Below are 23,320 nucleotides of genomic sequence, written 5' to 3'. Positions count from 1 at the left end.
ATGGGAACGCTGCTGATCCGTCCTCCCGGGCACCGCAGAGACGTCGCGCTGCGCCCGGCGGCGACCGCGATGGTCTGGATCGGCGCCGGACACCCGCACGAGATGATCGCGGTGCCGGGAGTGGCGCTCGCCGATGGCGACGTGCTGGTCGCGGTCGAGATGTCGACCATCTGCGGCTCCGACGTCCACACCGTGCAGGGGCGCCGCTCCGCCCCGGTGCCGCTGGTGCTCGGGCACGAGAGCGTCGGGCGTGTGATCGCGACCGGTGACGCCGGGGCGAGCGGGGTCGACGGCACCCCGCTGCGCATCGGCGATCGCGTGGTGTGGTCGGTGACCGTCTCCTGTGGGAGCTGCGACCGCTGCCTGCGCGGGATACCGCAGAAGTGCCGCGACCTCGGCAAGTACGGTCACGACCGGGTCGGTGTCCACGGCGACCTCACCGGCGCCTTCGCGAGTCACGTGCAACTGCGCACGGGCACCGCGATCGTGCGCGTGCCGGAAGCGCTCCCCGCCGCCGTGCTCGCTCCCGCCTCGTGCGCCACGGCGACCGCCTGGGCAGCGGTGGCCAGGGCCGCTCAGGGCCGAGACCTCGATGGCGCGGCCGTCCGGATCCACGGCGCGGGATTGGTCGGGCTCTCCGCCGCCGCCATCGCCGTCGAGCAGGGCGCGACCGTGGAGGTGCTCGACCCGAACCCGGAGCGGCGGGAACTCGCCACGCGATTCGGGGCGACCGAGATCGCCGTGGACCGCGAGCCCGACATCGTGATCGAGGCCTCGGGCCATGCCGTCCACGACGCGCTCGAGGGCGTCGCAGTCGGCGGTACGGTCGTGCTCGTGGGCAGCGTCTTCCCCGCGGACCCGGTGCCTTTCGACGCCGAGAGCATCGTGCGGCGCCTCGTGACGGTCGCCGGCGTCCACAACTACACGGGCGCCGAGCTGGCGGAGGCCGTGGCCTTTCTCTCCGGACGGGGGCGGGCGTACCCGTTCGTGGATGCGGTCGGTGCAGTGCGGGACCTTTCCGACATCGACGCGGCTCTCGCGGAAGCTGCCACTCCGGCTGCGCCTCTGCGCATCGGACTCGTTCCGGGGCGCTGAGCCGGAACGAGTGTCGGAACTAGCCTTCGGTCGCCTGACCCCGCAGCGGTCCCGGTGGGCGTAGACCTGCGGAGCGGATGACGAGCAGTCGGACAGCGGCGTCGACGGTCGCGGCCAGGACGTCTTCAGGCTCGCCGACCAGAGCGAGTCTCCGATGCCCGACCTCGTCGGCGGTGGCCCAACCCAGGTAGACCGTACCCGGGGGATGACCTCCCTGGGGGTCGGGACCTCCGACGCCCGTCGTCGATACGGCGATGTCGGCGTCGAAGAGGCGTCGTGTGCCCGAGGCGAGCTGTTCCGCACACGCTGCGGAACACGGATCCGTCCCCGGCGTCAGTCCGAGAACGCGCTCCTTGACGTCGGTGCGGTAGACGACGATGCCGCCGGAGAACCAGTCCGAGGCGGAGTCGCCGGCACCGATCGTGTGCGCGAGCAGGCCGGCTGTGAGCGACTCCGCCACTCCGACCCGCAGCCGTAGCTCGGCGGCGAGGTCGCTCAATCGTGTGAGGTCGTTCTGCGTGCCGGTGACCGCGCTCGCGTCGTCGGTCTCGGCGTCAGCGGTGTCCACGGCGTCAGCGGCAACGGGCCGCGATGCGTCCAGGCTGGCTGACCCCGAGCGCGGATGCCGACGCCCTCGTGAGGTCACGCGTGGTGGTCATCGCTCTTCGCCCTCGTCGTAGTCGGGACGCGGCGGCTGCAGCGGCTGATCGGAATACTCCCCGCCCGAGCGTCCGCCGTACGGACGTCCATGGTCGGCGAACTCGTCGCGTGCGAACACGAACGTCCACGGGCCTGCCGTGAAGTGCGCGCCCGTGCGCAGCGTCTCGGAGGACTCGTCGGCGTGAGTCGCGTCGACACCCAGACTCGCGTTGGTCTCGCCCTCCCCGTTCAAGGTCAGTACGTACTCGTCGCGGTCGTCGTGCGTGATGGTCGCGTGCACGGGGTCGGTCTCGGGGAGGCGCAGTTCGTTGCCCTCGGCCGACCCGATCCGGACCACGTCGACCTCGAGCGCGAACTCGGTGCGCTCGTCGTCTCGGCTGATGCGCAATCGAGGGTTCCCCGCGCCCCATTCGGCATGCGTGGTCGTGGGGGTGTATCCGTCATCCGGGCGGTCGTCGATGTGTCGGTCGTTCATGGCAGTCCTCCTCGAATCGCGTGTCCCGAGGCTAGGGTCCTGCCGTCGCTCCGCCGAAGGGGGTTGACTTCGGTGCAGCGAGTCGTCAGCGCGCGGTCGACCGCCCCCGGAGGCGATAACCTTCTCCCGAGTACGGGAGAATGAGGTGAGCCGTCGTCTCGGCCCGGCAGCGACCAAGGAGCACCACCCATGGGTAAATTCGTCTACGAAGGCGGCGTGAAGACCGAGATCGAGGATCGCGCCCTCACCCACCTTCAGCTCGTCATCACCGCGAAGCTGCGCCGCGGAGAGCCCTTCCCGTTCAGCTGGCGTGAGGATGCGAGCGTCGGCGGCGGGCGCACCACGGTGTGGATCCAGCCGGGGAGCTCGCTCGTCTTCAAGTACTTCGGCAGCCGTCAGCCGTCCATCAACCGGGCGTGGATCGAGGCACTCGCCTTCACCGCGAACGCGCCGAGCGGGCTGTACCTCGTGCCCGAACCCGCCGAGGCCGGCGACGAGCCCGGTGCCGGTGAGGTTCCGGTCACCCCTCCGCTCTGAGCCGGGACCGCGGCTCCGAGCCCGGGATGTCAAGCCCCTGACCACGGGCGGGCAAGGGTGGAAGTGTGGGCCTCGTTCGACGAGACGAGGAGGATCGGCCATGACCGACGACACCACCGACCCCCGACACGCGCACCGCGAAGAGGGCTTTCCCGACCAGCACCAGGACCAGCCGGGGCTGACCGAGCGGACGCGCCCCGAACCGGACCACGGCGAAGGGACCTACGTCGGCCACGGGCGCCTGGAAGGTCGCCGTGCTCTCATCACGGGCGGTGACTCCGGGATCGGTCGGGCCGTCGCGATCGCCTTCGCACGGGAGGGCGCCGACATCGCGATCGCGCACCTGCCCGAGGAGCAGGACGACGCGGAGGACACGCTCGCCCTGGTCCGCGAGACGGGGCGCACGGGTGTGGGCTTCGCAGGCGACCTGCGAGAAGAGGCTTTCGCGACCGACATCGCCGCCCGCACGCGGAGTGAGTTGGGTGGGCTCGACGTGCTCGTGCTCAACGCGGGCTATCAGCACGACATCGACGACTTCGGGAGTCTGGAGACGGACCGCATGCGTCGGGTGTTCGACACGAACCTGGCGGGCATGCTGTTCTCGGCGCGGGCGGCCTACCCCGACCTCCAGCCCGGAGCGAGCATCATCGTGACGGCTTCCATCCAGGCCTACAACCCCTCACCGGGATTGATCGACTACGCCATGACCAAGGCGGCGCAGATCGCGTTCGTCAAAGCGCTCGCCGAGGAGGCGGGACCCCGCGGGATCCGGGTCAACGCCGTCGCGCCGGGACCGGTCTGGACACCCCTGATCCCCGCGACCGGATGGGATGCCGAGCGGCTGGCGACCTTCGGTGCCGACACTCCGCTGGGGCGGGCGGGTCAGCCGGCGGAACTGGCCGGCGCCTACGTGTACCTGGCATCGGCGGAATCCTCGTACACGTCCGGCTCGGTCATCGCGGTCACCGGCGGCAAGGGCCTCTGACACGTGCTCAGGCGGCGGCACCGAGGGGAGCCGCCGCCTAAGCTTGTGGGGTGCAGAAGCCGGCCGCGTCCCGTCCCCTCGTCGGAGTCGCGCTCGTCATCGGCTCCTGCCTCTCGCTTCCTTTCGGCGCCGCCGTTGCGGCCCAGCTCTTCCCGGTGCTCGGTCCGTGGGGGGTGACCTCACTGCGCGTCGCGATCGCCGCGGTCCTCCTGGTCGTCATCGTGCGCCCGCGGCCCGGGAAGTGGACCCGCCCGCAGTGGTTCGCCGCGGTGCTCTTCGGCGTCTCGCTGGCCGCGATGAACGGCTTCTTCTACGCGGCGATCGACCGCATCCCCCTGGGCCCCGCCGTCGCGATCGAGTTCCTCGGACCACTCGTGCTCGCGGCCGTGCTCACCCGGAAGGTCACGGACTTCGTCTGGGTCGGAGTGGCCCTCCTCGGAATGATCGTGCTGGGCATCGACGGCCTGATCGGTGCCGAGCCGCTCGATCCGCTCGGTGTGCTGTTCATCCTGATCGCAGCGGGCTTCTGGGCCATGTACATCCGGATGAGCGCCCGCGTCGGCTCCCTCATCCCGGGCAGCAGCGGCCTGGCGATGGGACTCGTGGTCGCTGCCGTGCTGCTCATCCCGGTCGGCATCCCGGCCGCGTCGACGGTGGCGATGGATCCGCAGCTGCTCCTGCTCGCTGCGATCACCGCGGTGCTGTCGTCCGTGATCCCCTACAGCTTCGAGCTCGCGGCGCTGCGCCGTCTGCCGCAGCGCGTGTTCGGTGTGCTGCTGAGCCTCGAACCGGCGTTCGCGACGCTCGCCGGCTGGCTCATCCTCGGGCAGGACGCCACGCCGCTGCGGATGCTCGCCGTCGCCCTCGTGATCGCCGCGAGCGTCGGGACCACGCTCGGGGTGCGGAGGGAACGCCGCGACGACGGTCCCTCCGCCCCGTTCACCGCGCCGATACCGCTGCCCGACTGACCGCGGGGACCGGCAGCGGGTACCGGCGACGCAGGATCACGCGCTGCACGAGCGTCCACACCACCGTGACCGTCAGGTACAGCGCAGCGGCGAGAGGCACGAACACGCCGAAGACCGCGGTCGCGTAGTGCATCACCGAGACGACGCGCAGCAGGGTGGGGGAGTTCAGGGGTGAGTCGTCCCCATCGACCGGCGTCGGGCGGAACACGCGGCGGGTGATCTCGGCGACCGCGAGCATGACCGCGAGCAGCACCCCGAACACGAGGAAGGTGGCGGGTGTCGCGGTGCCCCCGAACAGCGCCGACACCAGGCTCGTGCCCAGCGGTGCGCCGAACAGGTCGTGCGCGAGCAGCTCGTTCGGGTGTCCCGCGATCTCGGGCCGGAGGAACAGCGTGTAGAGGATGCCGACCACGGGGGCCTGTGCGAGCACCGGGAGCATCCCCGCGAACGGCGACGTGTTCTCCGCGCGGTACAGCGCCAGCGTCTCCTTCTGCAGGCGCTCGGTGTTCTTCTTGTGGCGGCGCTGCAGCTCGCGCAGCTTCGGCGCGAGACGCGCCCTGGTCTGCTCGGCCTTGGCCTGGGAGATGCCGACGGGGATGAGCAGTACCCGCACGAGCAGTGTGACGAGGACGACGGCGAGAGCGGCGGCGGAGGCACCGGCGATGGGGGTGAGCAGGTCGGAGAGCCCGGTCAGCGCGCCGTAGGCGGCGTCGAGGAGGGCGGCGAGGGGTGGAAAGGCGAAGGGGTCCATGGAAGTGTCCGTTCGAGGTGTTGGGAAGGGTCGGCGAAGGCCGCGCGGTCCCGTCGAAAGAGCGGACTACGAGGCGGTCGCGACTCCCGGCGCCCGAGGGCGCGGATGCCCGGCGGCATCAGGATCACTCTGCGTGAGGAGGGTGCCGACGTCGATGGCGCGCAACGGATGCGGGGCACCGGTCGAGGCCTCGGGGCGCACACTCAGCACGATCGCGAGGGTGAGTGCGGTCACCGCGAGCAGGGCGACGGCGAGGCCGAGAGCCGTGGCATCCGGCATCGACACGAGGCCGAGCGCCGTCGCGACGATGCTCAGCATCTGCCCGAACCACTCGCTCATGCGCGCTCCCTTCCTGTTGTGAGGGTAGCACCGGGGGCGGCCGCCGCTTTCGAATCGCGCGAATGGTGCGCTCCCGGCCACTTATGCCGCACAGTGCACGATTCGAAAGCCGACGGGGCGTACGGTCGAAAGCATGAGTGACCTTCGCGCCCTGTTCGGGATCGAGCAACCGATCATCCTCGGCCCGTTCGGCGGGCTCTCCTCGACCGCCCTCACGGCTGCGGTCAGCGCTGCGGGCGGCCTCGGTTCGTTCGGACTCTACGGCTACGACGGCGACCGCATCCGTTCGACCGGCGCGGCACTGCGGGCGGCGACCGATCGTCCGTTCGCGGTGAACACCTGGCTCCCCACCGGCGACGAGGTCGAGCCGAATCCGCAGCACGCGGTGTTCGCGCAGGCACTGCAACCCTTCTACGAGGCGGTCGGCATCGATGTCCCGGCGCCCCCGGAGCGGTACGTCCCGTCGCTCGAGGAGCAGCTCGACGCGATCTGGGAGATCCGGCCCGCCGTGCTCAGCACGGTGTTCGGGGTGCCGTCGGCCGAGGTGGTCCAGGAGGCACAGCGCCGGGGGATCCGCATCGTCGGCACCGCGACCACCGTCGCCGAGGCCGTCGCGCTCGCCGACGCCGGGGTGGATGCGGTGGTCGCCACGGGTGCCGAGGCGGCCGGGCATCGGGTGTCGTTCCTCCGTCCGGCTGAGGACTCGCTCGTCGGCACGTTCGCGCTCGTCCCGCAGGTGGTCGATGCGGTGGATGTGCCGGTGATCGCGGCAGGCGGCATCGCCGATCGACGGGGAGTCGCCGCGGCGTTCGCGTTGGGTGCGACCGGCGTGCAGGTCGGGACGGCCTTCCTCGCGACGGCGGAGTCCGTGGCCACGACCGCGCATCGCACCGCGATCCGTGCGACCGCCGCCGAGGAGACGGTACTCACCCGTGCCATGAGCGGTCGCCTGGCCCGGGGTGCCCGCAACCGTGCGGTGCGGGCGATCGAGGCGAGCGGCACGATCGCACCGTTCCCGATGCAGAACTGGCTCACCGGACGCTTCCGTGCCGCAGCGGGGGAGCAGAATCTCGGGGAGCTCCAGTCGCTGTGGATGGGGCAGGCTGCCCCGCTCGCGCGCCTCGACACCGCCGCCGAGGTGTTCGCGGAGCTGGCCGCCGGCGTGCCGCGCGCCTCCTGATCGCTCTCTACCGTCGCTCCGGTCGCACTTTCGCCGTCAAAACAGCGGTTTAGCGTGCGAAAGTGCGACCGGAGGAGGGCCTAGAGGATGACGGTGGACTTGCCGTGCACGATCACACGGTCCTCGGCGTGCCACTGCACGGCGCGGGCGAGGACGAGTCGCTCGACATCGGCCCCGCGGCTCTGCAGCTCGGCCGCTGACTCGGAGTGGGTCACGCGTGTGACGTCCTGCTCGATGATCGGCCCCTCGTCGAGGTCGGCGGTCGCATAGTGCGCGGTCGCGCCGATCAGCTTCACACCGCGGTCCTTGGCGCGTGCGTAGGGGTTCGCCCCGATGAACGCGGGCAGGAAGGAGTGGTGGATGTTGATCACCGGCGCTTCGAGGCGGGTGATGAAGTCGTCGGTGAGGATCTGCATGTAGCGCGCCAGCACGACGAGGTCGACGTTCCCGCGCAGCAGTTCGAGCTGTCGCTCCTCCATGGCGGCCTTGTCGCCCGAGGGGATGTGCACGAAGGGTACGCCGAAGGAGCGGACCGACTCGGCCAGGTCGGGGTGGTTGGAGACGACCATCGTGATGTCGATGTCGAGCTGGCCGCGCTGTGTGCGCCAGAGCAGCTCCATCAGGCAGTGGTCGTACTTCGAGACGAAGATCGCCACGCGCTTGCGGCGGGCGACGTCGTGCAGCGACCACTCCATGCCGAAGCGTTCGGCGACGACGGCGATGTCGGCTTCGAGCGCGGGGCGTGCGGCGGCGAGTCCATCGAGGTGGATCACGGTGCGCTGGAAGAAGCGTCCGCCCTCGGAATCCGTCGAGTGCTGGTCGAGCGAAATGATGTTCGCACCGTGCTGGGCGAGCACGCCCGCCACGGCGGCGACGATCCCGGGCTGGTCGTCACAGGCGATGAGCAGGCGGGCGGTATCGGGCTGGGACATGGAGGCTCCTCGAGGGTGTGCATCGATTCTGCCGTGGATGCACACCGGGGGCGAATCGCGGGAGGCGACTCGCTACTCTGAGAATCGTGGAAGCGAGCGATCTCGGCCTGGTGCTGATCCCCCTGCTGGCCGTCGCCGCGCCCCTGCTCGCCCGCGGGGTCCGCCCGGTGGTGCGGGTGCCGATCGTGGTGTTCGAACTCGTGCTCGGGATCCTCGTGGGGCCGGCGGTGCTCGGCTGGGTCGAACCGGGCCCCCTGCTGGAGAAGCTCAGCGACTTCGGTCTGGCGCTGCTGTTCTTCGTCGCCGGCACCGAGATCGACTTCAAGACCGTGGCGGGCAAACCGCTCGCCCGCGCCTCCCTCGGCTGGCTCCTCAGCGTTCTGCTGGGCATCGGCCTGGGCTTCTTCTTCGCCCCCGGTGAGGGGATGGTCGTGATCGGCATCGCGCTGAGCTCCACCGCGCTCGGCACGCTGATGCCGATCCTGCGCGACGCCCGCGAGCTGGACACGCCGTTCGGTCGTGCGATCAGTGCGATCGGCGCGGTCGGCGAGTTCCTGCCCCTGATCGCGATCTCGATCTTCCTCAGCACGCGCACCACACCGATCGCCACGGCCGTCCTGCTGACGTTCGTGGTGCTGGCCGGGCTCGCGGTGCTGCTCGCGCACCGCGTGCCGCACGGGCGCCTGCACCGCATCGTCCGTGCGACGCTGCACACGTCCGACCAGTTCGGGGTGCGCTTCGTGATCCTACTCATCGCGGCGCTGGTCGGCCTGAGCGTGATGCTCGACCTCGACATGCTGCTCGGCGCGTTCGTCGCGGGAGCGGTGTGGCGCATCATCATGACGCGGGCGCCGAAGGAATCCGCCGAGGAGGTCGAGAGCAAGATCGAGGCGATCGCATTCGGATTCCTCGTGCCGATCTTCTTCCTCTACACGGGCGTGACCTTCGACCTGCAGGCCCTGCTCACCTCGCCGACGGCCCTCGCCCTGGTGCCCATCTTCCTGATCGCGCTGCTGGCCATCCGTGGGGCGGCCGCGCAGCTCTCGGCCCCGGTGGGGATGAGCGTCCGCGACCGTGCGGCCCTCGGGCTCCTCGCCGCCACCGGACTGCCGATCATCGTCGCGGTCACCGCGATCGGCGTCGACGAGAAGATGCTCGACACCGGCACCGCGGCGGCATTGGTCGGAGCGGGCATGCTCTCGGTGCTGCTCTATCCGTTGATCGGGATGACCCTGCGCGGGGATCGCGCCGACGTCGTCGGGCCCGCCCGTGCGGGCGACGCCGTGCAGGGGGAGCTGTGACGAGTGCGTCGGCGCTCCTGACCCGTACGGTGCAGAGCCTCGACGGCATCGCGAAGGAGGGGCTCGGCGAGCAGCGCGTCTCGCGGTGGCGCGGGCGCCGCATCGTGCGGGTCGGCGAAGCATGGCATCTGGGCGTGCTGCTGCTGACCGACACGCACGCGCTGGCCACGGCCGAGGTGCTCCGCGCGGCTGATCCCGGACGCCGCGGCTACACGGCCGAGTCGGCCAGAGCACGCGCCGAACGTCGTGCCGAAGCCCTGCGGGGCGGCTTCGACGAGGGCGATGTCGTCCACGTGGGATGGAGTGTGATCGACGTCGACGCCGTGGATGCGGGCGGCTCCTCCGGTCCGCTGGCGCTCGTCGACGGCGTCCCCTCGGTGCGGTGGAGCGCGGCCGGCGGGTTCATGCCCTTGGAGGCATACCTGCGTGAGCGCGTGTCCCTGTTGCGGGATTCGGCAGAAGGCTGAGTCAGGCGAAGGTCTCGGCGAAGCGGCGCAGAAGCGCGGCGCCCTCGGTGACCGATGCGGCGAGCACCTGCTGCTGCACCGCGTCGAACTCCTCCGGGTCGAAGTAGCCGGTGGTGCGGTAGAACGTCATGCGGTCCGCGAAGTCGCGGGGGGTGGGCTCCGGATGGAACTGCGCTGCATACAGGTGCGTGCCCACGCGGTAGGCCTGCACCGGGCAGGCCCCATTGGTCGCCAGGAGCACCGCGCCGGGCGGGGTGCTCGCCGCGCTCTCCTTGTGTGCCGTGAACACGGTGAGAGCGGGTCCGCTCGGCCCGAAGACGGGATCGGCGGCGCCGGCTTCGGTCACATCGATCACGGTGGCGCTCGCGGGCTCGGGAGTGTCCGTCACGACCTCGCCCCCGAGCATGCGGGTCACGACACCGATGCTGAAGCAGGTGAAGAACACCGCGATCTCGGCGGCCATCGCCGCGTCGGCCAGTGTGCGGAGGTCGGCTTCGACCCGCAGCTGCTCCGCGGACTTCACCGTGTCGGAGACGTTGAACGGCGAGCCCCCGACCACGACGCCGCGGTATCCGCGCAGACGCTCGATGTGCAGCGGTGTCTGCAGCAAGTCGAGTCGATCGACGACGTCGACGCCGAGCGCCCGTCGGAAGGACGCATGCTCGGCGTCCGCCGCCCCGATCTCGGGTCGCACGCACACGTAGAGAAGCGAGGCCATCAGGAGATTCTAACGAGCGCGCGGGGCCGAGCCGACGCGGTCACCGGGAGGAGTTCGCGGTCCGGCCGCGGACGATGCCGACGAAGGTCTCGACGTCAGGCGTGGTGCGATCGCGAGGCCACACCAGCGCCACCGTGGAGGTCGGGCCATCGGCGAGCACGCGGTGGTCGGCATCCTTGCGGTGGTGCAGGCGAGCCAGCGACATCGGGACGATCACGATGCCGACGCCGGAGGCCGCCGTGGCGATCGCCTCTCCGGTCGGCAGTGCGGCGAAGGCGGCCGGGAGTGTGCCGGGGAGGTCGAGCGGGCCCAGCACGTCATCGGACAGCCCGATCACGACCTCGCCCTCGAGATCCGCGGCGGAGAGCTCTTCGGCCGCCATCAGGTGCGAGTCGACCGCGGCGATCACGACCGGCACCTCGTCGTACAGAGGGATGATGTGCAGGGACTCGTCCGTGAGCGGCAGACGGACCAGCGCCGCATCGATCGCGTCGAGCGCCTCGCGCTGGGTGGCGACCTCGATCGGGACGAGCTCGAGCGGCACTCTCGGCATGCGCTGCTTCCACGCGTCGATCCACTTGCCCGGTGTCGCGCCCGGCACCGCTCCCAGACGGAAGGTTCGCGGTGCCTCGGGCTCGGGCTGAGGGGCATCGAAGACGACCTTGGCCGTCTTCTTCTTCGGCTTCTGCGGCGGGAACCGCTCGGCGGGGGCGGCCTTGTTGCGACGCACAGGGGTACCTCGACCTGCGCCCTTCCCGGGCCGCCTTCCCTGATTCGCCATGGGGTCCAGGCTACTCGGCGGGGGAGGCGGGCACGTCCGCCCGCGTGGCGGGGTCCGTCGCCGTCGCGAGTTTCCGCTGCGCACGGCGGATGAGCCCTGCGGCTCCCCCGACCAGGATCAGCACGCCCACGGTCAGGAGGAGGATCGTGACGATCGTGGTCGGCGTCAGAGCGAGGAGCCCATCGGCGACGGTGTCCCTCCGGTCGGCGTCGGCCAGCATCCAGAGGGCGACCGCGGCGATCGCGGCGAACAGGAGGCCCCAGATGATGGCGGCCCAGCGCGTGCGGGGAGGGGAGGGGGCTTCCGGCGTACTCATCACTGGTCTTCCTTCGCGGGCTCGTAGAGGGTGACGGAGATCACTCCGCTGGTCTGATCGATCGTGACGGGTTGTACGAGGGTGGGCTCGGTGTCCTCAGCGGCGACCTTCTGCAGGACGATCGACTCCCCGTTCCTGCGCACGGGAGTCCAGGTGCCGTGCGCAGTGATCCGGCCGGTCTCCTCATCCACTCGGGTCCACGAAACGGTCGCCGACCCGACGACGGCGCGCAGATCGAGCTCGACGCCCGACTGGACGTCGATGTAGGTGTTGCCGGATCCCTTGTCCACGACGATCGACCGCGCACCATCCTCGAACGGATTCAGCGTGAGGAACGTATCGCCGAAGGGCTGCCGGACGTGCGCGGATTCGTTGTTGCCGAGCGCGACGTAGCCCAGCGTGACGCCCGGGAAGGCGGAGAAAGCGCCGGCGACGAGTCCGCCGATCAGCGTCACCACGGTCGCGAAGGCCAGGAAACCGCTGCGCCGACGGAACGCCCCGGCCACGATCATCCCGAGTGCCAGGATGAGCGCCGCCGCGAGCAGTCCCAGCGCGCCGCCGAGGGCCTCACCGCCCGTGACGAGACCGACGGCAGAGCCGGTGATGATCGCGAGGCCGACGATGGTCGCGGCGAACGCGAAGCCGGCCCGGGGGTTCGAGGCACGGCGGAGGCGTCGGCGCTCCGCGGCTTCGGTCGCGAACACCGCAGCCTCGGCCTGGCGTTCACGACGCAGCTGGTCGCGGGCGGCCCGCTCGATGTCCTGCTGTTGGCGGCGCCACGCCTGATCCTGTTCCTTCCAGGCCGCATGCTGGGCGCGCCAGGCCTCGAGAGCGGTGGGGTCCTGTGAACCGGGCGGGAGGGGGGCGGGCGGTTCCGGGGGAGTGAAGGCGAGCGCGGTGTCGGAGACCTCATCGGCGAGAGTGGCATCCGCCCCCTCAGCGGTACCCGAATCGCTGAGGGGGTCGGATGCGGCCGGGGCGGCCGAATCTGCGGAAGCCATCGGCAGATCCGGCGCGGAAGCACCCGGGGTGCGGCGCATGGCGCGCACGATCAGGAAGAGCAGACCGGCGACGAGCCCGAGCCCGACGATCCAGCTGACGACGGAGAGGGCCGACCACCCGTCGTAGCCGAGTCCGAAGAGACGTCCGGCCAGTGGTGCGGTCGGGAAGAGACCGATGACGGCCATCGCGAGGATGCCCCACTGCGCCGGCTGATAGTCGCGGCGGAACAGATCGCGGAGGTGGACCCGTCCGTCGATGTCGGGCAGCAGCGCCCAGGCCGCGGCATACAGGAAGATCACCGGCAGGCCGAAGAGCGCCGCGACCACGAGGATCCCGCGGACGATGAGCGGATCGATGCGCAGCCGGGCAGCGATCCCCGCGGCGACACCGCCCAGCCAGCCCTCGGACCGGGCGACGCCGAGGCCGGCGACCCAGAGGAGGAAGCGTTCGGCTCCGCGGGGGATGCCGGTGCCCGGTGCGCCGACGGCCGGAGTGGCCTGGTCGGCAGGAGGCGGGGGTGCAGTCGGAATCGTCATGCTTCGATCCTGGCGTCATCCGTCGGTCCCCTGCCATGGGGGGAACCCCTGAGTGGCCCCTGAATCTGGCCAGGGGAGGACCCGGAGCGCCCATGCGGATGATTGGATGGGCGACATGTCCTCTTCGGCGCATGCTCCCACGCGATCAGCGCCCATCGCTGCGCCGCGCCCGCCGCTGACCCGTGATCGCGACTGCCTGGTGGCCGGGGTGAGTGCGGGCCTCGCGCGACACCTGGGCGTGCGGGTGGGCCTGGTGCGAGCACTGTTCCTCGCGCTGACCCTGTGCGGCGGCGCCGGCATCCTCCTCTACGCCTGGTGCTGGGCCTTCACGCCGTGGAGCGAGGGGGAGGAGGCCCCGACCAGACGCGTACCGGTCGCCTGGCTGCTGCTCGCTCCCGCCGGTGTCGGGATCCTCATCGTGCTGGCCTGGCGCGGCGGCAGTGACTGGCTGAGCGGATCGATCCCGCCCGATCTCGCCGCGGTCGTCGTCGGCGGCACCGTGGGCTTCGCGACGGGCGCCGGGCTCTGGGCGACCCTGATCGATCGCACCGACACCGCGCGCGGACCGCGACACACGATGACCGTCCGGATCCTGGCTCTCGTGCTGCTCGCCCTGCTGTTCACCGTGCTGCTCTCCTGGCCCGTCGCGCGCTCGGGGGTGGCACTCGTGCTCCTCCCTCTCGCCGGGCTCTCTGCGGTGATCTCCTCGGCCCTCATCCCGCGATGGCGCGAACTGTCCGGCGAACGGGTGCGCCGCATCCGCGAGGAGCAGCGCAGCCAGATGGCCGCGCACCTGCACGATTCCGTGCTGCAGACACTGGCGCTGATCCAGAACAGGGCAGGAGCCTCCAGCGAGGCGGCCCGCCTCGCCAGGGCACAGGAGCGCGAACTGCGCGCATGGTTGTACGACGGCGACGCACCGGCCGACAGCGACCTCCCGACAGATCTGCGTGACTACGCAGGAGCCCTCGAGCTCGATTATCCGGTGCGCATCGACGTCGTGTCGGCGGGCCTGTCCACCGAGCGCGCCAGCGGGGAACTCGCGGCGGCGGCCCGAGAGGCGATCCTGAACGCCGCGCGGCATGCCGGCGGGGACATCTCGGTGTACATCGAGGGGAGCGCCGCGGGCGTCGACGTCTTCATCCGGGACCGCGGTGAGGGCTTCGACCTCGACGATGTGCCGAGCGATCGCCTCGGGGTGCGGGAGTCGATCATCGGCCGGATGCGTCGTGCCGGTGGTACCGGAGCGGTCCGCAGCGACGCGAACGGGACCGAAGTGCATCTGAGCATTCTTGCGGCCCCGCCGTATGACCGGGCGGCGGGGCGACCGATCCCCACCCGGGAGGACGACCATGCCTGAGAGCATCCGCGTCGTGATCGTCGACGACCACTCGATCTTCCGCTCCGGCTTGCGTGCCGACCTCGATGCGAGTGTCGACGTGGTCGGCGAGGCGGCGGACGTGCCGACCGCGATCGCCGTGATCGCTGAGACACAGCCGGACGTCGTCCTGCTCGACGTGCATCTGCCGGGTGGGAGCGGCGACGATGCCGCGGGCGGAGAAGCGGTGATCCGCGGGTCGGCCACGGCGGCGCGGTTCCTCGCGCTCAGCGTCTCGGATGCTGCCGCCGACGTCGTGCGCGTGATCCGGGCGGGTGCCCGCGGCTACATCACCAAAGGGTCATCGGGCATCGAGGTCAGCAGCGCCGTGCACGCCGTGGCGGACGGGGATGCGGTCTTCTCACCACGGCTCGCCGGGTTCGTTCTCGACGCCTTCGGAGCGGTCGCCGGTGAGACCGCGACGGCGACCGACGAACTGGATCGCCTCTCCGCGCGTGAGCAGGAGGTCATGCGGCTGATCGCCCGCGGCTACGCCTACAAGGAGGTCGCTTCGGAGCTCTTCATCTCGATCAAGACGGTCGAGACGCACGTGTCATCCGTGCTGCGCAAGCTGCAGCTCTCCTCCCGCCACGAACTCACCGCGTGGGCGTCGGAGCGCCGCCTGCTGTAGTCGTGACGGCCCGGCTGTCACCCTGTCAGGCCGCGAGCCACAGCCCCTTATGATCCGTCGCGATGGTGAGCCCGGCCGCGACGGTCTCGTCGTCGCCGATCCTTGCACCGCGGATGATGCGCGCTCCGGCGCCGACATCGGTGCGGACACCCACGTAGGCGTGGTCGCCGATCGCGGCACCCTGGCCGATGTGCGCGTGCGCGTCGACGAACGCGCCCTCCCCGACCACGGCGTCTTCGTCGATCCAGGCGCCGCGGGCGATGGTCGCCCCGGCGCCGACGCGCGCGCCCGGTTCGATGTAGGCACCCGCCTCGATATGCGCCTTCGGATGCACCTTCGCGCCATGCGCGACGAGACCCCGACCGTTCGCGTGCTTGCGGTACCGCAGCGTCGCTCCCTGGTCGTTCTCGATGTCGACGTAGTTCTTACCCACGATTCCTCCCGTGCTCCGGAGTCTCTTCCGGATATATCAACAACCACGGCAGGGGTGGATTCATTCCCTCGGATGGATGTCCTCGGTGTCCGCGGTGCTCAGCCCACGCGCGAGGCCGCGTCGCGGATCGCCATTGCGAGATCCGCGGGACGGCTCCACATGGGCCAGTGGCCGGTGGGCAGGTCCACGAGCTCCAGATTCTCGAGTGCGTCGACCTCGGCGAACATGGGGTGTCCGGCGCGGGCGAGTTCCTGCAGCTGCGCGCTCGGGATCGAGCAGCAGACGATGGTGGTGGGGATCCGGCGGCGCGCATCGTCGGAGAGGGGCACCGGATCCCGGAGCACGGGTCCCGGCTCGGGGACCGCGCGTTCGCGGAAGCGGTCGAGGATCGCGGTGCTCAGGCCCTCGATGCTGGCCTGCTGTCCGAGAACGTCGAACGGTGGCAGGGGCAGCGCCTCCACCGTCTCCGGGAGGTCCGGTGCGAACACGCTTCCCGGCGCGACCGGGCCGGAATCGACCCACACCACACGGCGGACGAGCGCGGGGTGTCGATCGAGGACGATGCTGACCGGGGCATTGGCTCCGCTGTGCCCGACGAGCACGACCGGCTGCTCCACCGTGGCTCCGGAGCGCAGGACGGCCGCTTCGATCGCCGCCGCCTGCTCGTCGAGGGTCCGTGAGGAACGGTCGGGGTCGTCCGGGTCCAGGCCGGGGAGCGTGAGCGCGATGGCGTCCGATCCGTCCGCCGCCAGGTGTGTGTGCACCTCGTCCCAGGCCCATGCGCCGAGCCAGTGGCCCGCGATCAGGAGGATGGTCGGAGTACTCGATGCTGTCGTCATGACCCGATGCTCGCACTGTGTGCGGACAGCTGTATGGCACTATTTCTGTCATGAATTCATCGGAGTGTGCAGAGTGAGGCGGAGCGAACGACTTCATGCGCTGTCCGAGATGCTGCGTCGCGGCGGAACCAGGGGTTACCCGGCCGAGCGGCTGGCGGCGGAGTTCGAGGTGTCCGTCAGAACCGTCAAGCGAGACCTCGCCGCCTTGGCGAGCAGTGGCGCGCCTGTCTGGTCGAGACCCGGACCCGGAGGAGGCTACGGTCTGGCTCCGAGCGCGAATCTGCCGCCGATCACCCTCTCGCCGGCCCAGGCGGTGGCGCTCCTGGCGGCTGTCTCCGCGGCGTCCGACGCCCCGTACGCCGATCTGGCTTCGGCCGGGGTCCGGAAGATCCTGGACGTCCTCGACCCCGCCACGCGCGGCCGCGCGGCCGACCTCGCGCGTCGGGTCTGGGTGGAGGGTTCGCCCTCGCCGTCCCGCGCCGTCCGATCGGTCCTGGAGGAGGCGATGTCCGCGCAGCGTACGGTCCGCATCCGCTATACGTCGCGCGTCGGGGCCACGACCACGAGGGAAGTGGAGCCCGTGATGTTCGCCTCCACGAACGGGCAGTGGTACCTCGTCGGGTGGTGCCTGCTGCGCGACGCGATGCGCTGGTTCGTCGTGTCGAACATCGAAAAGGCGACCCTGACGAGCGCGGCCTGCAGCGGCCATACCGTTGCGGAGGTCGGAACCCCTCCGCCGAACGCCAGGCCCGTGCTCGTCAGCGACGGCGAGTGACTAGCGCTGACACGACGGGCACCAGAAGGTCACGCGCTCGCGTGTCGGATCCGCGCCCTGTTCGCCGCGTCGGATGAGGGTGCCGCAGCGTCGGCAGGGGCGTCCGGCGCGGCCGTAGACCCAGGTGCCCTGACCCGGTCGATCGATGCCCGTGAAGGTCCTGCTGCGGCGGTCGCGGTTGGCGCGGATGGTGCGCACACCGAGGTCGAGAAGAGCGGAGACATCGACCTCAGGCGTCGGCGTCGTCGGCAGGATACCCCGGAGGAACAAGAGTTCTGCAGCGTACTCGTTGCCGAATCCCGCGACGTTGCGCTGGTCGAGGAGGGCGACGTGGATACTGCGGGCGTCGGCACCGAGCCGCCGGTTCGCCTCGTCTGCATCCCAGTCGTCGGCGAGCGGGTCCGGGCCGAGATAGCCCACCAGCTGTTCCTCGTCGCGGGTCGGTACGACCTCGATCTCGGCGAGATCGACACCGACGGCCTCACGGTCGGCCGTGCCGATGATCGCGCGGACCTTGAAGGCCGGATGCCGCCACTTCTCGCCGTGGCGGTAGACGAACCACGCCCCGTCCATGCGCAGGTGGGAATGCAGGGTGCTGTCGCCGATGCGCGCGAGCAGGTGCTTGCCCCGGGGTATCACCGCGTGCACCCGCTGACCGGTCAGATCCAGGGTGGCGAAGCGGGGGACACGAAGGTCGAACCGGGTCACCTCGGACCCGGCCAGAGCCTCGTCGAGGCGTCGCGCCGTGCGGAAGACCGTGTCACCCTCGGGCATCAGGGAGCCTCGGACGGCGCGGGTGGAGGCGGGAGCAGCGGGGGGTGAGGGGAGGCCGTGACGGCGGCACGAGCGAGCATGTCGCGCGCCAGCACGGTGCTGCCGGCGACCGCAGCCGGCATGACCGCGACGGCACCACCGGGAATCAGGAAACAGAGCTGGGTGGCGACGCCGAAACCGAGCACCCGCGCCCGGCTGCCCGAGAACAGGGCGGCACGGTCGGCCGGACTGAGGTCACGAGCGTCGAAGGCACGCCCGGTGAGTTCGCGCGCCAGCAGTCGGCCGGTCAGCACCACACCCGCGATCGCGCCGAGGAATCCCCCCACGGCAGGGAGGAAGCCGATCAGGAGGACCAGGATCGCGATCAGGATGCCGAGCACCACGAGACGCAGCCCCTCGCCGATCGTGGTCCAGAAGCTGCCGCCGTCGGCAGGGGGAGCATCACCGAGATCGACCTCGACGGCGTGCCAGATGCGCTGGTAGAACGGGTCGCCGATGGTCAGCGTCAGTGCGCTGAAGACCACGCTGGCGAGGGCGAGGGCGGCTGCGACGACCACGAAGCCCACGGCCGCGCGCAACAGGCCCTTCCACGGCTCGATCCATCCCTCCGCGAACGGCGTGAGCCACGCGGAGACCGAAGGCATGCCGATCACGAGCGGGATCAGCGCTGCGGCGAGGATCAGGACTGCGATGATCGCAGGGATCAGACCGAGCATCATGAGCCCGGGACGCGTGCGCCACAATCCGAACCCGTGCAACAGCGTGCGGACGCCGGTGGCGAACTCTCGGATCATGGCTTCCAGCGTAGGTGCATCGTTCAGGTGGCCTTGCGGAGGGTGTAGCCGCGGGGCGTCGCCACGAACCCCGCCTCCTGCAGGGCGAGGGCGAGCTCGGTGCCGTAGACGCCCTCGCCGTTGATCTTCTCGACCGTGAGGGTGTCGAGCCGGCGTGCGCGTGCGGTCGCCGCGAGATCGGTGGCCGCGGCCCGCAGCACGTCGCCGTCTTCGCTGAAGGCCAGCACCGTGCGTCCGCCGCGCTCGAGGGAGAGGACGAGTGTTCCGTCGACGAGGACCACGAGCCCTCCGGCCTTGCGCCCCGGGCGGTGCGAGACCCCGTCGAGCTTGGGCCAGCCGAGAGCGGCACCGTAGGGGTTGGCGGGGTCGGTGGCGGCGAGGGTCACGGCATCGCGTGGGGGCGGATCGGCGAGTCCCGCATAGGTGCGCAGACGATCGACCGTTCCGGACGCGGCGAACTGGGCGGCCCCGAGCTTCTCGATCACGTAGCCGCGACGACAGTGCCCGGCCTCTTCGAAGCCCGCCAGCACGCGGTACGCCTGGGCGAAGCCGCCGGGGAGGCCCTCCGCCTGGACCGCACCGCGGGTGACGACACCGTAGCGATCGAGGAGGAGACCCGCGGTCACGGTGGCCCGGCGGGAAGCATCCTTCTCGACGGGAGGCAGCAACGACCATCGGCCTCCGATCGACGGCGGCCTCGGCGCGGCGGAACCTGTGAAGGACACACCGCGGTAGGTGCGGGCGCGCGGGGCGCGGCGCTTCACCTTGTGCGCCTGCGAGCCGCCGGCGAGCAGCGAGCGGATCGGCGCGAAGGTGTCGTTGGTCGCGTAGCCCGACCAGGTCAGCGACCACAGCGCTTCGAGGACGGACTGCTCGTTCTCGGCGGCTGCCATGTCTTTCAGCTGCCCTGCGAAGTACGCGCCACCGACGTCGAGGGCGATGAGGATCCGCGACTCCAAGGAATCAGAGGCGATCTCGGCATCGGGCTCCGGCAGCGTGAACGGCGCGAGATCGGCGGGGTGCATCGACACCCAGCCGTCGCGTCCCGGGAGCGTGCCGTGGCCGGACCAGATCACCTCGCCGGCTGCCGTGAGCTCGTCCAGAAGGGCGGGCGTGTAGTCGCGCACGCGAGAGGGCAGCACCAACGATTCCCACGCGCTCGCAGGGATCGGCACACCCGCGAACTGCTCGATCACGGTGAGCACGCCGTCGACGCCTTCGAGAGGCCGACCGATGTGCTGCCAGTCGGGGAGGAAACGGGCGTAGGCCTCGGGGGAGACCGGTTCGACGGATCCGCGGATCGCGGCGAGCGAGCGCATGCGGAGTCGGCGGAGCACCTCGGCGTCGCACCACTCGATCGCGTCGCCGCTCCCGGCGGCCTCGGGGAGGAAATACCCGCTGGTGAGGCGCCCCGCGGTCTCCAGGCGCTGAAGCGTATGACGGGCGACCGCGGCGCCGAGTCCGAACCGGCTGGCGACGGCGTCCGTCGTGAACGGGCCGTGCGTGCGGGCATACCGGGCGATGAGATCGCCCAGCGGATCGGCGACGGGTTCGAGGAACGCGACCGGGATCCCCGTCGGGAGCGCGGCGCCCAGCGCATCGCGCAGTCGTCCGGCATCCTCGATGGCGGCGACACGGCTCATCCCGCCGACCGTCACGGGGATCGCGCGCCGGGCCGCGACCAGGTCGCCCAGCAGTGCGGCGGCGGCATCCGCCCCGACGGTGTCTCCCGCTGCGCCGGGCACGCTCTCCGGGTCGAGGCGCAGGGCCACTTCCTCCGCATCGAGTGGCCCGAGCATACGCAGCAGATCGGCCACGCCCTCGATGCCACGCGCGCGACGGTCGGGGTCGAGCCGCTGGGCCTCGCGCTCGAACTGGGCGAGCACTTCGGGATCGAGGAGTTCACGCAGTTCCACCGTGCCCAGTAGCTCGCCGAGGAGCGCAGGGTCGACCGACAGCGCGGCTGCCCGGCGTTCGGCGAGGGGCGAGTCGCCCTCGTACATGAACGCGCCCACATAGCCGAACAGCAGATCGCGGGCATAGGGCGACGGCTGGCCGGGCTCGGTCTCCACCAGGCGGATCCGGCGGTCGGCGATCGACGTCGCGAGGGCGCGCAGGGAGGGGAGGTCGTAGACGTCTTGGAGCACCTCGCGCAGCGTCTCGAGGATCACGGGGAACGTGGGGTGGCGCCTGGCCACTTCGAGCAGCTGCGCCGACCGCTGCCGCTGCTGCCACAGCGGGGTGCGCTTGTTCGGGTTCATGCGGGGCATGAGCAGCGCGCGTGCCGCGCACTCGCGGAAGCGGGAGGCGAACAGGGCCGAGCCGCCCACCTCCTCCGTCACGATGTGCTCCAGCTCTTCGGGCTCGAACACGAACAGTTCGGCGCCCGGCGGCTCCGCCTCCGCGTCGGGGATCCGCACGATGATGCCGTCGTCACTCGCGACCGCCGATCCCTCGACGCCCAGGCGTTCGCGCACGCGGGCGTTGATCGCCAGAGCCCAGGGCGCGTGCACCTTCATGCCGTACGGGGAATGCAGGATGACCCGCCAGTCGCCGACCTCGTCGCGACCCCGCTCCACCGTGAGCGTGCGGTCGGTGGGGAGCGTGCCCGTCGCCTCGCGCTGCTCCGTGAGGTGCGCCAGGAGGTTCGCTCGAGCCTGCTCGTCGAGGCCCGCATCGATCAGTCGCTGTGCTGCCTTCTCGGGAGGTGCCGTCGACACCTCGCGCGCGAAGGCGCCGAGTGCCTCGCCGAGCTCGAACGGCCGGCCGATGCCGTCGCCGTGCCAGAACGGCACCTTGCCGGGCTGTCCGTAGGCGGGGATCACGTTGACACGGTCGTGGGTGATCTCGGCGATCCGCCAACTGGTCGTGCCGAGCGTGAACACGTCGCCCACCCGCGATTCGTAGACCATCTCCTCATCGAGCTCGCCCACGCGGGCGCCGGTGGTCTCGCCGGCCACGAAGACGCCGAACAGTCCGCGGTCGGGGATCGTCCCGCCGCTGGTCACCGCGATGCGCTGCGCGCCGGGCCTCCCGGTCAGCGTCCCCGCGTCGCGGTCCCAGACGAGTCGCGGACGCAGCTCGGCGAACTCATCGGACGGGAAGCGCCCGGCGAGCAGATCGAGCGTGGCCTCGTACGCAGAACGCGGGAGGGACTGGAACGGTGCCGAACGACGGACGGTCTCGAACCATTCCTCCACGCTGATCGCACCGAGGGCGCTCGCCGCGACGGTCTGCTGGGCGAGGATGTCGAGCGGATTGCGCGGCACCTGGATCGCCTCGATCTTCCCCGCCAGCATCCGCTCGGTGACGATCGCGGTGTGCAGCACATCGCCGCGGTGCTTGGGGAAGAGCGCGGCACGGCTGATCTCACCCACCTGGTGTCCTGCGCGTCCGACGCGTTGCAGGCCGGAAGCCGCCGACGGCGGGGCCTCGACCTGGATCACGAGGTCGACCGCACCCATGTCGATGCCGAGTTCGAGGCTGCTCGTCGCGACGACGCAGCGCAGGACGCCCGACTTGAGCTCTTCCTCGACCTGGGCGCGCTGCTCCTTCGACACCGATCCGTGGTGTGCCTTGGCGAGCACGGGGTCGGCGCCGGCCGTGGCTCCGGCCTGCGCCATCATTGCCGCAGGGACGGTCGCTGCGGGCAGCTCGACGCCGATCCGCTCGGAGTGGATCTCGTTGAGACGACCTGTGAGCCGCTCGGCCAGGCGCCGCGAGTTGGCGAACACGATCGTCGAGTTGTTCTGCAGGATGCGGTCGACGATCGCCTCCTCCACATGCGGCCAGACCGAGCCGGTGACTTCGGTGTACTCCGCATCCACGGTCTCCCCCGCGACACCGGGCGGGGGCGGCGGATTGGTCATGTCGTCCATCGGTACGATGACCCCGAGTTCGAAGGTCTTGGACGCCGGCGGTGCCACGATCTCCACCGGAGCCGACCCGCCGAGGAACCGCGCGACCTCGTCGATCGGACGAACGGTGGCCGAGAGGCCGATCCGTTGTGCCGGTGTCTCGATGCCGTTCGTGCGGCGCAGCGCGTCGAGGCGTTCGAGACTCACGGCCAGGTGCGCGCCGCGCTTGGTGGCGGCGACGGCGTGCACTTCGTCGATGATCACGGTGTGCACGCCCCGCAGCGTCTCGCCCGCGCGGCTCGTGAGCATGAGGTACAGCGACTCGGGGGTGGTGATCAGGATGTCGGGCGGATCCGATACCAGCTTGCGGCGGTCGCTCGACGTGGTGTCGCCCGAACGCACTCCCACCGTGACCGCGGGCGCGGGCACACCGAGGCGGCGCGCGGACTGGCCGATGCCGATCAGCGGGGAGCGCAGATTGCGTTCGACATCGACGCCCAGTGCCTTCAAGGGGGAGATGTAGAGGATGCGGGTTCGAGGCTCGCCCTTCGCCGGGAGCGCGGCCTCTGACGTGCGTTCTCGGAAGACGCTGTCGATCGACCACAGGAACGCCGACAGCGTCTTTCCGGAGCCCGTGGGCGCCACGACCAGAGCGTGCTTCCCGGCGGAGATCGCCTCCCACGCACCCGCCTGGGCCGGGGTGGGCGCGGGGAACGCACCCCGGAACCAGTCCTGTGTGGCCGGGGTGAAGCGGTCGAGCACGTCGCTCATGTCTCCATCTTCGTCGAGGCCGGGG

The 23,320-nt window shown here is 70.8% G+C and carries 24 protein-coding genes; 10 read left to right on the top strand and 14 right to left on the bottom strand.

Features of this window, described 5'->3' with window-relative positions; all coding sequences use genetic code 11:
- Positions 1 to 1,095: an alcohol dehydrogenase catalytic domain-containing protein gene (locus LRQ07_RS14335; RefSeq protein WP_256535001.1), complete on the top strand. Its 1,095-nt coding sequence runs from the start codon at positions 1 to 3 to the stop codon at positions 1,093 to 1,095.
- A 19-nt stretch (positions 1,096 to 1,114) separates the two neighbouring features.
- Here the strand turns inward: LRQ07_RS14335 and LRQ07_RS14330 are convergent, their stop codons facing one another.
- Together LRQ07_RS14330 and LRQ07_RS14325 are read right to left on the bottom strand one after the other, a co-directional pair.
- Positions 1,115 to 1,663, bottom strand: coding sequence for a CinA family protein (locus LRQ07_RS14330; RefSeq protein WP_232763484.1), 549 nt, complete (start codon positions 1,661 to 1,663; stop codon positions 1,115 to 1,117).
- Positions 1,664 to 1,750: 87 nt separating this feature from the next.
- Entirely contained in the window at positions 1,751 to 2,230 is a 480-nt protein-coding gene (locus tag LRQ07_RS14325; RefSeq protein ID WP_232763485.1) for a hypothetical protein, read from the bottom strand.
- Between the two features lie 189 nt (positions 2,231 to 2,419).
- On the opposite strand from LRQ07_RS14325, the gene LRQ07_RS14320 reads away from it, so the two are divergent.
- The 3 genes from LRQ07_RS14320 (at position 2,420) to LRQ07_RS14310 (ending at position 4,720) form a co-directional block, all read left to right on the top strand.
- Positions 2,420 to 2,767 carry a hypothetical protein gene (locus LRQ07_RS14320; protein ID WP_021201203.1) on the top strand — a complete coding sequence of 116 codons (348 nt, stop codon included), beginning with the start codon at positions 2,420 to 2,422 and terminating at the stop codon, positions 2,765 to 2,767.
- Positions 2,768 to 2,867: 100 nt separating this feature from the next.
- Positions 2,868 to 3,752: an SDR family oxidoreductase gene (locus tag LRQ07_RS14315; RefSeq protein ID WP_256535000.1), complete on the top strand. Its 885-nt coding sequence runs from the start codon at positions 2,868 to 2,870 to the stop codon at positions 3,750 to 3,752.
- 50 nt (positions 3,753 to 3,802) lie between these two features.
- Positions 3,803 to 4,720 carry an EamA family transporter gene (locus LRQ07_RS14310; RefSeq protein WP_256534999.1) on the top strand — a complete coding sequence of 306 codons (918 nt, stop codon included), beginning with the start codon at positions 3,803 to 3,805 and terminating at the stop codon, positions 4,718 to 4,720.
- Here LRQ07_RS14310 and LRQ07_RS14305 read toward each other — a convergent pair.
- Together LRQ07_RS14305 and LRQ07_RS14300 are read right to left on the bottom strand one after the other, a co-directional pair.
- Positions 4,692 to 5,471: a YidC/Oxa1 family membrane protein insertase gene (locus LRQ07_RS14305; protein ID WP_256534998.1), complete on the bottom strand. Its 780-nt coding sequence runs from the start codon at positions 5,469 to 5,471 to the stop codon at positions 4,692 to 4,694. The two genes, LRQ07_RS14310 and LRQ07_RS14305, sit on opposite strands and share 29 nt — an antisense overlap.
- A gap of 66 nt (positions 5,472 to 5,537) precedes the next feature.
- Entirely contained in the window at positions 5,538 to 5,810 is a 273-nt protein-coding gene (locus tag LRQ07_RS14300) for a DUF6412 domain-containing protein (protein ID WP_256534997.1), read from the bottom strand.
- A gap of 133 nt (positions 5,811 to 5,943) precedes the next feature.
- Here LRQ07_RS14300 and LRQ07_RS14295 point away from each other — a divergent pair, with 133 nt between their 5' ends.
- Entirely contained in the window at positions 5,944 to 6,990 is a 1,047-nt protein-coding gene (locus LRQ07_RS14295) for an NAD(P)H-dependent flavin oxidoreductase (RefSeq protein ID WP_256534996.1), read from the top strand.
- Between the two features lie 80 nt (positions 6,991 to 7,070).
- Here the strand turns inward: LRQ07_RS14295 and purU are convergent, their stop codons facing one another.
- The gene (gene purU, locus LRQ07_RS14290; protein ID WP_047524587.1) at positions 7,071 to 7,922 is read right to left on the bottom strand and encodes a formyltetrahydrofolate deformylase; all 852 of its coding nucleotides are present in this window, start codon (positions 7,920 to 7,922) and stop codon (positions 7,071 to 7,073) included.
- Positions 7,923 to 8,008: 86 nt separating this feature from the next.
- Here purU and LRQ07_RS14285 point away from each other — a divergent pair, with 86 nt between their 5' ends.
- A complete protein-coding gene (locus LRQ07_RS14285; protein ID WP_047524585.1) occupies positions 8,009 to 9,223 on the top strand; it encodes a cation:proton antiporter in 1,215 nt (404 codons plus the stop codon).
- Positions 9,220 to 9,690, top strand: a complete 471-nt coding sequence (locus LRQ07_RS14280; protein WP_232763490.1) for a glutaminase — start codon at positions 9,220 to 9,222, stop codon at positions 9,688 to 9,690. The genes LRQ07_RS14285 and LRQ07_RS14280 overlap by 4 nt, the downstream gene beginning before the upstream one ends.
- A 1-nt stretch (position 9,691) precedes the next feature.
- On the opposite strand, the gene LRQ07_RS14275 is transcribed toward LRQ07_RS14280, so the two are convergent.
- From LRQ07_RS14275 to LRQ07_RS14260, 4 genes are all read right to left on the bottom strand, one after another.
- On the bottom strand, positions 9,692 to 10,408 hold the full coding sequence (locus LRQ07_RS14275; protein ID WP_232763491.1) for a glutamine amidotransferase-related protein: 717 nt from the start codon (positions 10,406 to 10,408) through the stop codon (positions 9,692 to 9,694).
- A gap of 40 nt (positions 10,409 to 10,448) precedes the next feature.
- A complete protein-coding gene (locus LRQ07_RS14270) occupies positions 10,449 to 11,138 on the bottom strand; it encodes a substrate-binding domain-containing protein (protein ID WP_131494280.1) in 690 nt (229 codons plus the stop codon).
- Positions 11,139 to 11,199: 61 nt separating this feature from the next.
- Complete coding sequence (locus tag LRQ07_RS14265) at positions 11,200 to 11,505, bottom strand: hypothetical protein (protein WP_256534995.1); 306 nt, start codon at positions 11,503 to 11,505, stop codon at positions 11,200 to 11,202.
- Positions 11,505 to 13,043 carry a PspC domain-containing protein gene (locus LRQ07_RS14260; RefSeq protein ID WP_256534994.1) on the bottom strand — a complete coding sequence of 513 codons (1,539 nt, stop codon included), beginning with the start codon at positions 13,041 to 13,043 and terminating at the stop codon, positions 11,505 to 11,507. The genes LRQ07_RS14265 and LRQ07_RS14260 overlap by 1 nt, the downstream gene beginning before the upstream one ends.
- A gap of 106 nt (positions 13,044 to 13,149) precedes the next feature.
- Between LRQ07_RS14260 and LRQ07_RS14255 the strand changes: the two genes are divergently transcribed.
- Together LRQ07_RS14255 and LRQ07_RS14250 are read left to right on the top strand one after the other, a co-directional pair.
- On the top strand, positions 13,150 to 14,403 hold the full coding sequence (locus LRQ07_RS14255; RefSeq protein ID WP_256534993.1) for an ATP-binding protein: 1,254 nt from the start codon (positions 13,150 to 13,152) through the stop codon (positions 14,401 to 14,403).
- Positions 14,396 to 15,052: a LuxR C-terminal-related transcriptional regulator gene (locus tag LRQ07_RS14250; protein WP_232763495.1), complete on the top strand. Its 657-nt coding sequence runs from the start codon at positions 14,396 to 14,398 to the stop codon at positions 15,050 to 15,052. Before LRQ07_RS14255 ends, LRQ07_RS14250 begins: the two co-directional genes overlap by 8 nt.
- Positions 15,053 to 15,077: 25 nt before the next feature.
- Here the strand turns inward: LRQ07_RS14250 and LRQ07_RS14245 are convergent, their stop codons facing one another.
- Both LRQ07_RS14245 and LRQ07_RS14240 read right to left on the bottom strand, forming a co-directional pair.
- The gene (locus tag LRQ07_RS14245) at positions 15,078 to 15,485 is read right to left on the bottom strand and encodes a DapH/DapD/GlmU-related protein (RefSeq protein ID WP_256534992.1); all 408 of its coding nucleotides are present in this window, start codon (positions 15,483 to 15,485) and stop codon (positions 15,078 to 15,080) included.
- A gap of 98 nt (positions 15,486 to 15,583) precedes the next feature.
- Positions 15,584 to 16,324: an alpha/beta fold hydrolase gene (locus tag LRQ07_RS14240; RefSeq protein WP_256534991.1), complete on the bottom strand. Its 741-nt coding sequence runs from the start codon at positions 16,322 to 16,324 to the stop codon at positions 15,584 to 15,586.
- 73 nt (positions 16,325 to 16,397) lie between these two features.
- On the opposite strand from LRQ07_RS14240, the gene LRQ07_RS14235 reads away from it, so the two are divergent.
- On the top strand, positions 16,398 to 17,099 hold the full coding sequence (locus LRQ07_RS14235; RefSeq protein ID WP_256534990.1) for a helix-turn-helix transcriptional regulator: 702 nt from the start codon (positions 16,398 to 16,400) through the stop codon (positions 17,097 to 17,099).
- Here LRQ07_RS14235 and LRQ07_RS14230 read toward each other — a convergent pair whose 3' ends face one another.
- From LRQ07_RS14230 to LRQ07_RS14220, 3 genes are read right to left on the bottom strand one after another with little or no spacing between them, the layout of a single operon-like run.
- A complete protein-coding gene (locus tag LRQ07_RS14230) occupies positions 17,100 to 17,873 on the bottom strand; it encodes a DNA-formamidopyrimidine glycosylase family protein (protein ID WP_256534989.1) in 774 nt (257 codons plus the stop codon).
- Entirely contained in the window at positions 17,873 to 18,667 is a 795-nt protein-coding gene (locus tag LRQ07_RS14225; protein ID WP_131492426.1) for an EI24 domain-containing protein, read from the bottom strand. The genes LRQ07_RS14230 and LRQ07_RS14225 overlap by 1 nt, the downstream gene beginning before the upstream one ends.
- Before the next feature lie 23 nt (positions 18,668 to 18,690).
- Positions 18,691 to 23,295 carry an ATP-dependent helicase gene (locus LRQ07_RS14220; RefSeq protein WP_256534988.1) on the bottom strand — a complete coding sequence of 1,535 codons (4,605 nt, stop codon included), beginning with the start codon at positions 23,293 to 23,295 and terminating at the stop codon, positions 18,691 to 18,693.
- Between the last annotated feature and the right edge of the window lie 25 nt (positions 23,296 to 23,320).

It is taken from the genome of Microbacterium sp. J1-1 (assembly GCF_024498615.1).
Lineage (GTDB): Bacteria > Actinomycetota > Actinomycetes > Actinomycetales > Microbacteriaceae > Microbacterium > Microbacterium aurugineum.
Note: the sequence above shows the minus strand (reverse complement) of the source record. Positions and strands in the feature narration are given on the sequence as shown.

What these genes read in the sequence shown, in the direction of transcription:
- LRQ07_RS14335 (WP_256535001.1), top strand. Translation starts at nt 1, where the DNA reads ATGGGAACGCTGCTGATCCGTCCTCCCGGGCACCGCAGAGACGTCGCG.
- LRQ07_RS14325 (WP_232763485.1), bottom strand. Translation starts at nt 2,230, where the DNA reads ATGAACGACCGACACATCGACGACCGCCCGGATGACGGATACACCCCC.
- LRQ07_RS14320 (WP_021201203.1), top strand. Translation starts at nt 2,420, where the DNA reads ATGGGTAAATTCGTCTACGAAGGCGGCGTGAAGACCGAGATCGAGGAT.
- LRQ07_RS14315 (WP_256535000.1), top strand. Translation starts at nt 2,868, where the DNA reads ATGACCGACGACACCACCGACCCCCGACACGCGCACCGCGAAGAGGGC.
- LRQ07_RS14305 (WP_256534998.1), bottom strand. Translation starts at nt 5,471, where the DNA reads ATGGACCCCTTCGCCTTTCCACCCCTCGCCGCCCTCCTCGACGCCGCC.
- LRQ07_RS14300 (WP_256534997.1), bottom strand. Translation starts at nt 5,810, where the DNA reads ATGAGCGAGTGGTTCGGGCAGATGCTGAGCATCGTCGCGACGGCGCTC.
- LRQ07_RS14295 (WP_256534996.1), top strand. Translation starts at nt 5,944, where the DNA reads ATGAGTGACCTTCGCGCCCTGTTCGGGATCGAGCAACCGATCATCCTC.
- purU (WP_047524587.1), bottom strand. Translation starts at nt 7,922, where the DNA reads ATGTCCCAGCCCGATACCGCCCGCCTGCTCATCGCCTGTGACGACCAG.
- LRQ07_RS14275 (WP_232763491.1), bottom strand. Translation starts at nt 10,408, where the DNA reads ATGGCCTCGCTTCTCTACGTGTGCGTGCGACCCGAGATCGGGGCGGCG.
- LRQ07_RS14265 (WP_256534995.1), bottom strand. Translation starts at nt 11,505, where the DNA reads ATGAGTACGCCGGAAGCCCCCTCCCCTCCCCGCACGCGCTGGGCCGCC.
- LRQ07_RS14260 (WP_256534994.1), bottom strand. Translation starts at nt 13,043, where the DNA reads ATGACGATTCCGACTGCACCCCCGCCTCCTGCCGACCAGGCCACTCCG.
- LRQ07_RS14255 (WP_256534993.1), top strand. Translation starts at nt 13,150, where the DNA reads ATGGGCGACATGTCCTCTTCGGCGCATGCTCCCACGCGATCAGCGCCC.
- LRQ07_RS14250 (WP_232763495.1), top strand. Translation starts at nt 14,396, where the DNA reads ATGCCTGAGAGCATCCGCGTCGTGATCGTCGACGACCACTCGATCTTC.
- LRQ07_RS14240 (WP_256534991.1), bottom strand. Translation starts at nt 16,324, where the DNA reads ATGACGACAGCATCGAGTACTCCGACCATCCTCCTGATCGCGGGCCAC.
- LRQ07_RS14230 (WP_256534989.1), bottom strand. Translation starts at nt 17,873, where the DNA reads ATGCCCGAGGGTGACACGGTCTTCCGCACGGCGCGACGCCTCGACGAG.
- LRQ07_RS14225 (WP_131492426.1), bottom strand. Translation starts at nt 18,667, where the DNA reads ATGATCCGAGAGTTCGCCACCGGCGTCCGCACGCTGTTGCACGGGTTC.
- LRQ07_RS14220 (WP_256534988.1), bottom strand. Translation starts at nt 23,295, where the DNA reads ATGAGCGACGTGCTCGACCGCTTCACCCCGGCCACACAGGACTGGTTC.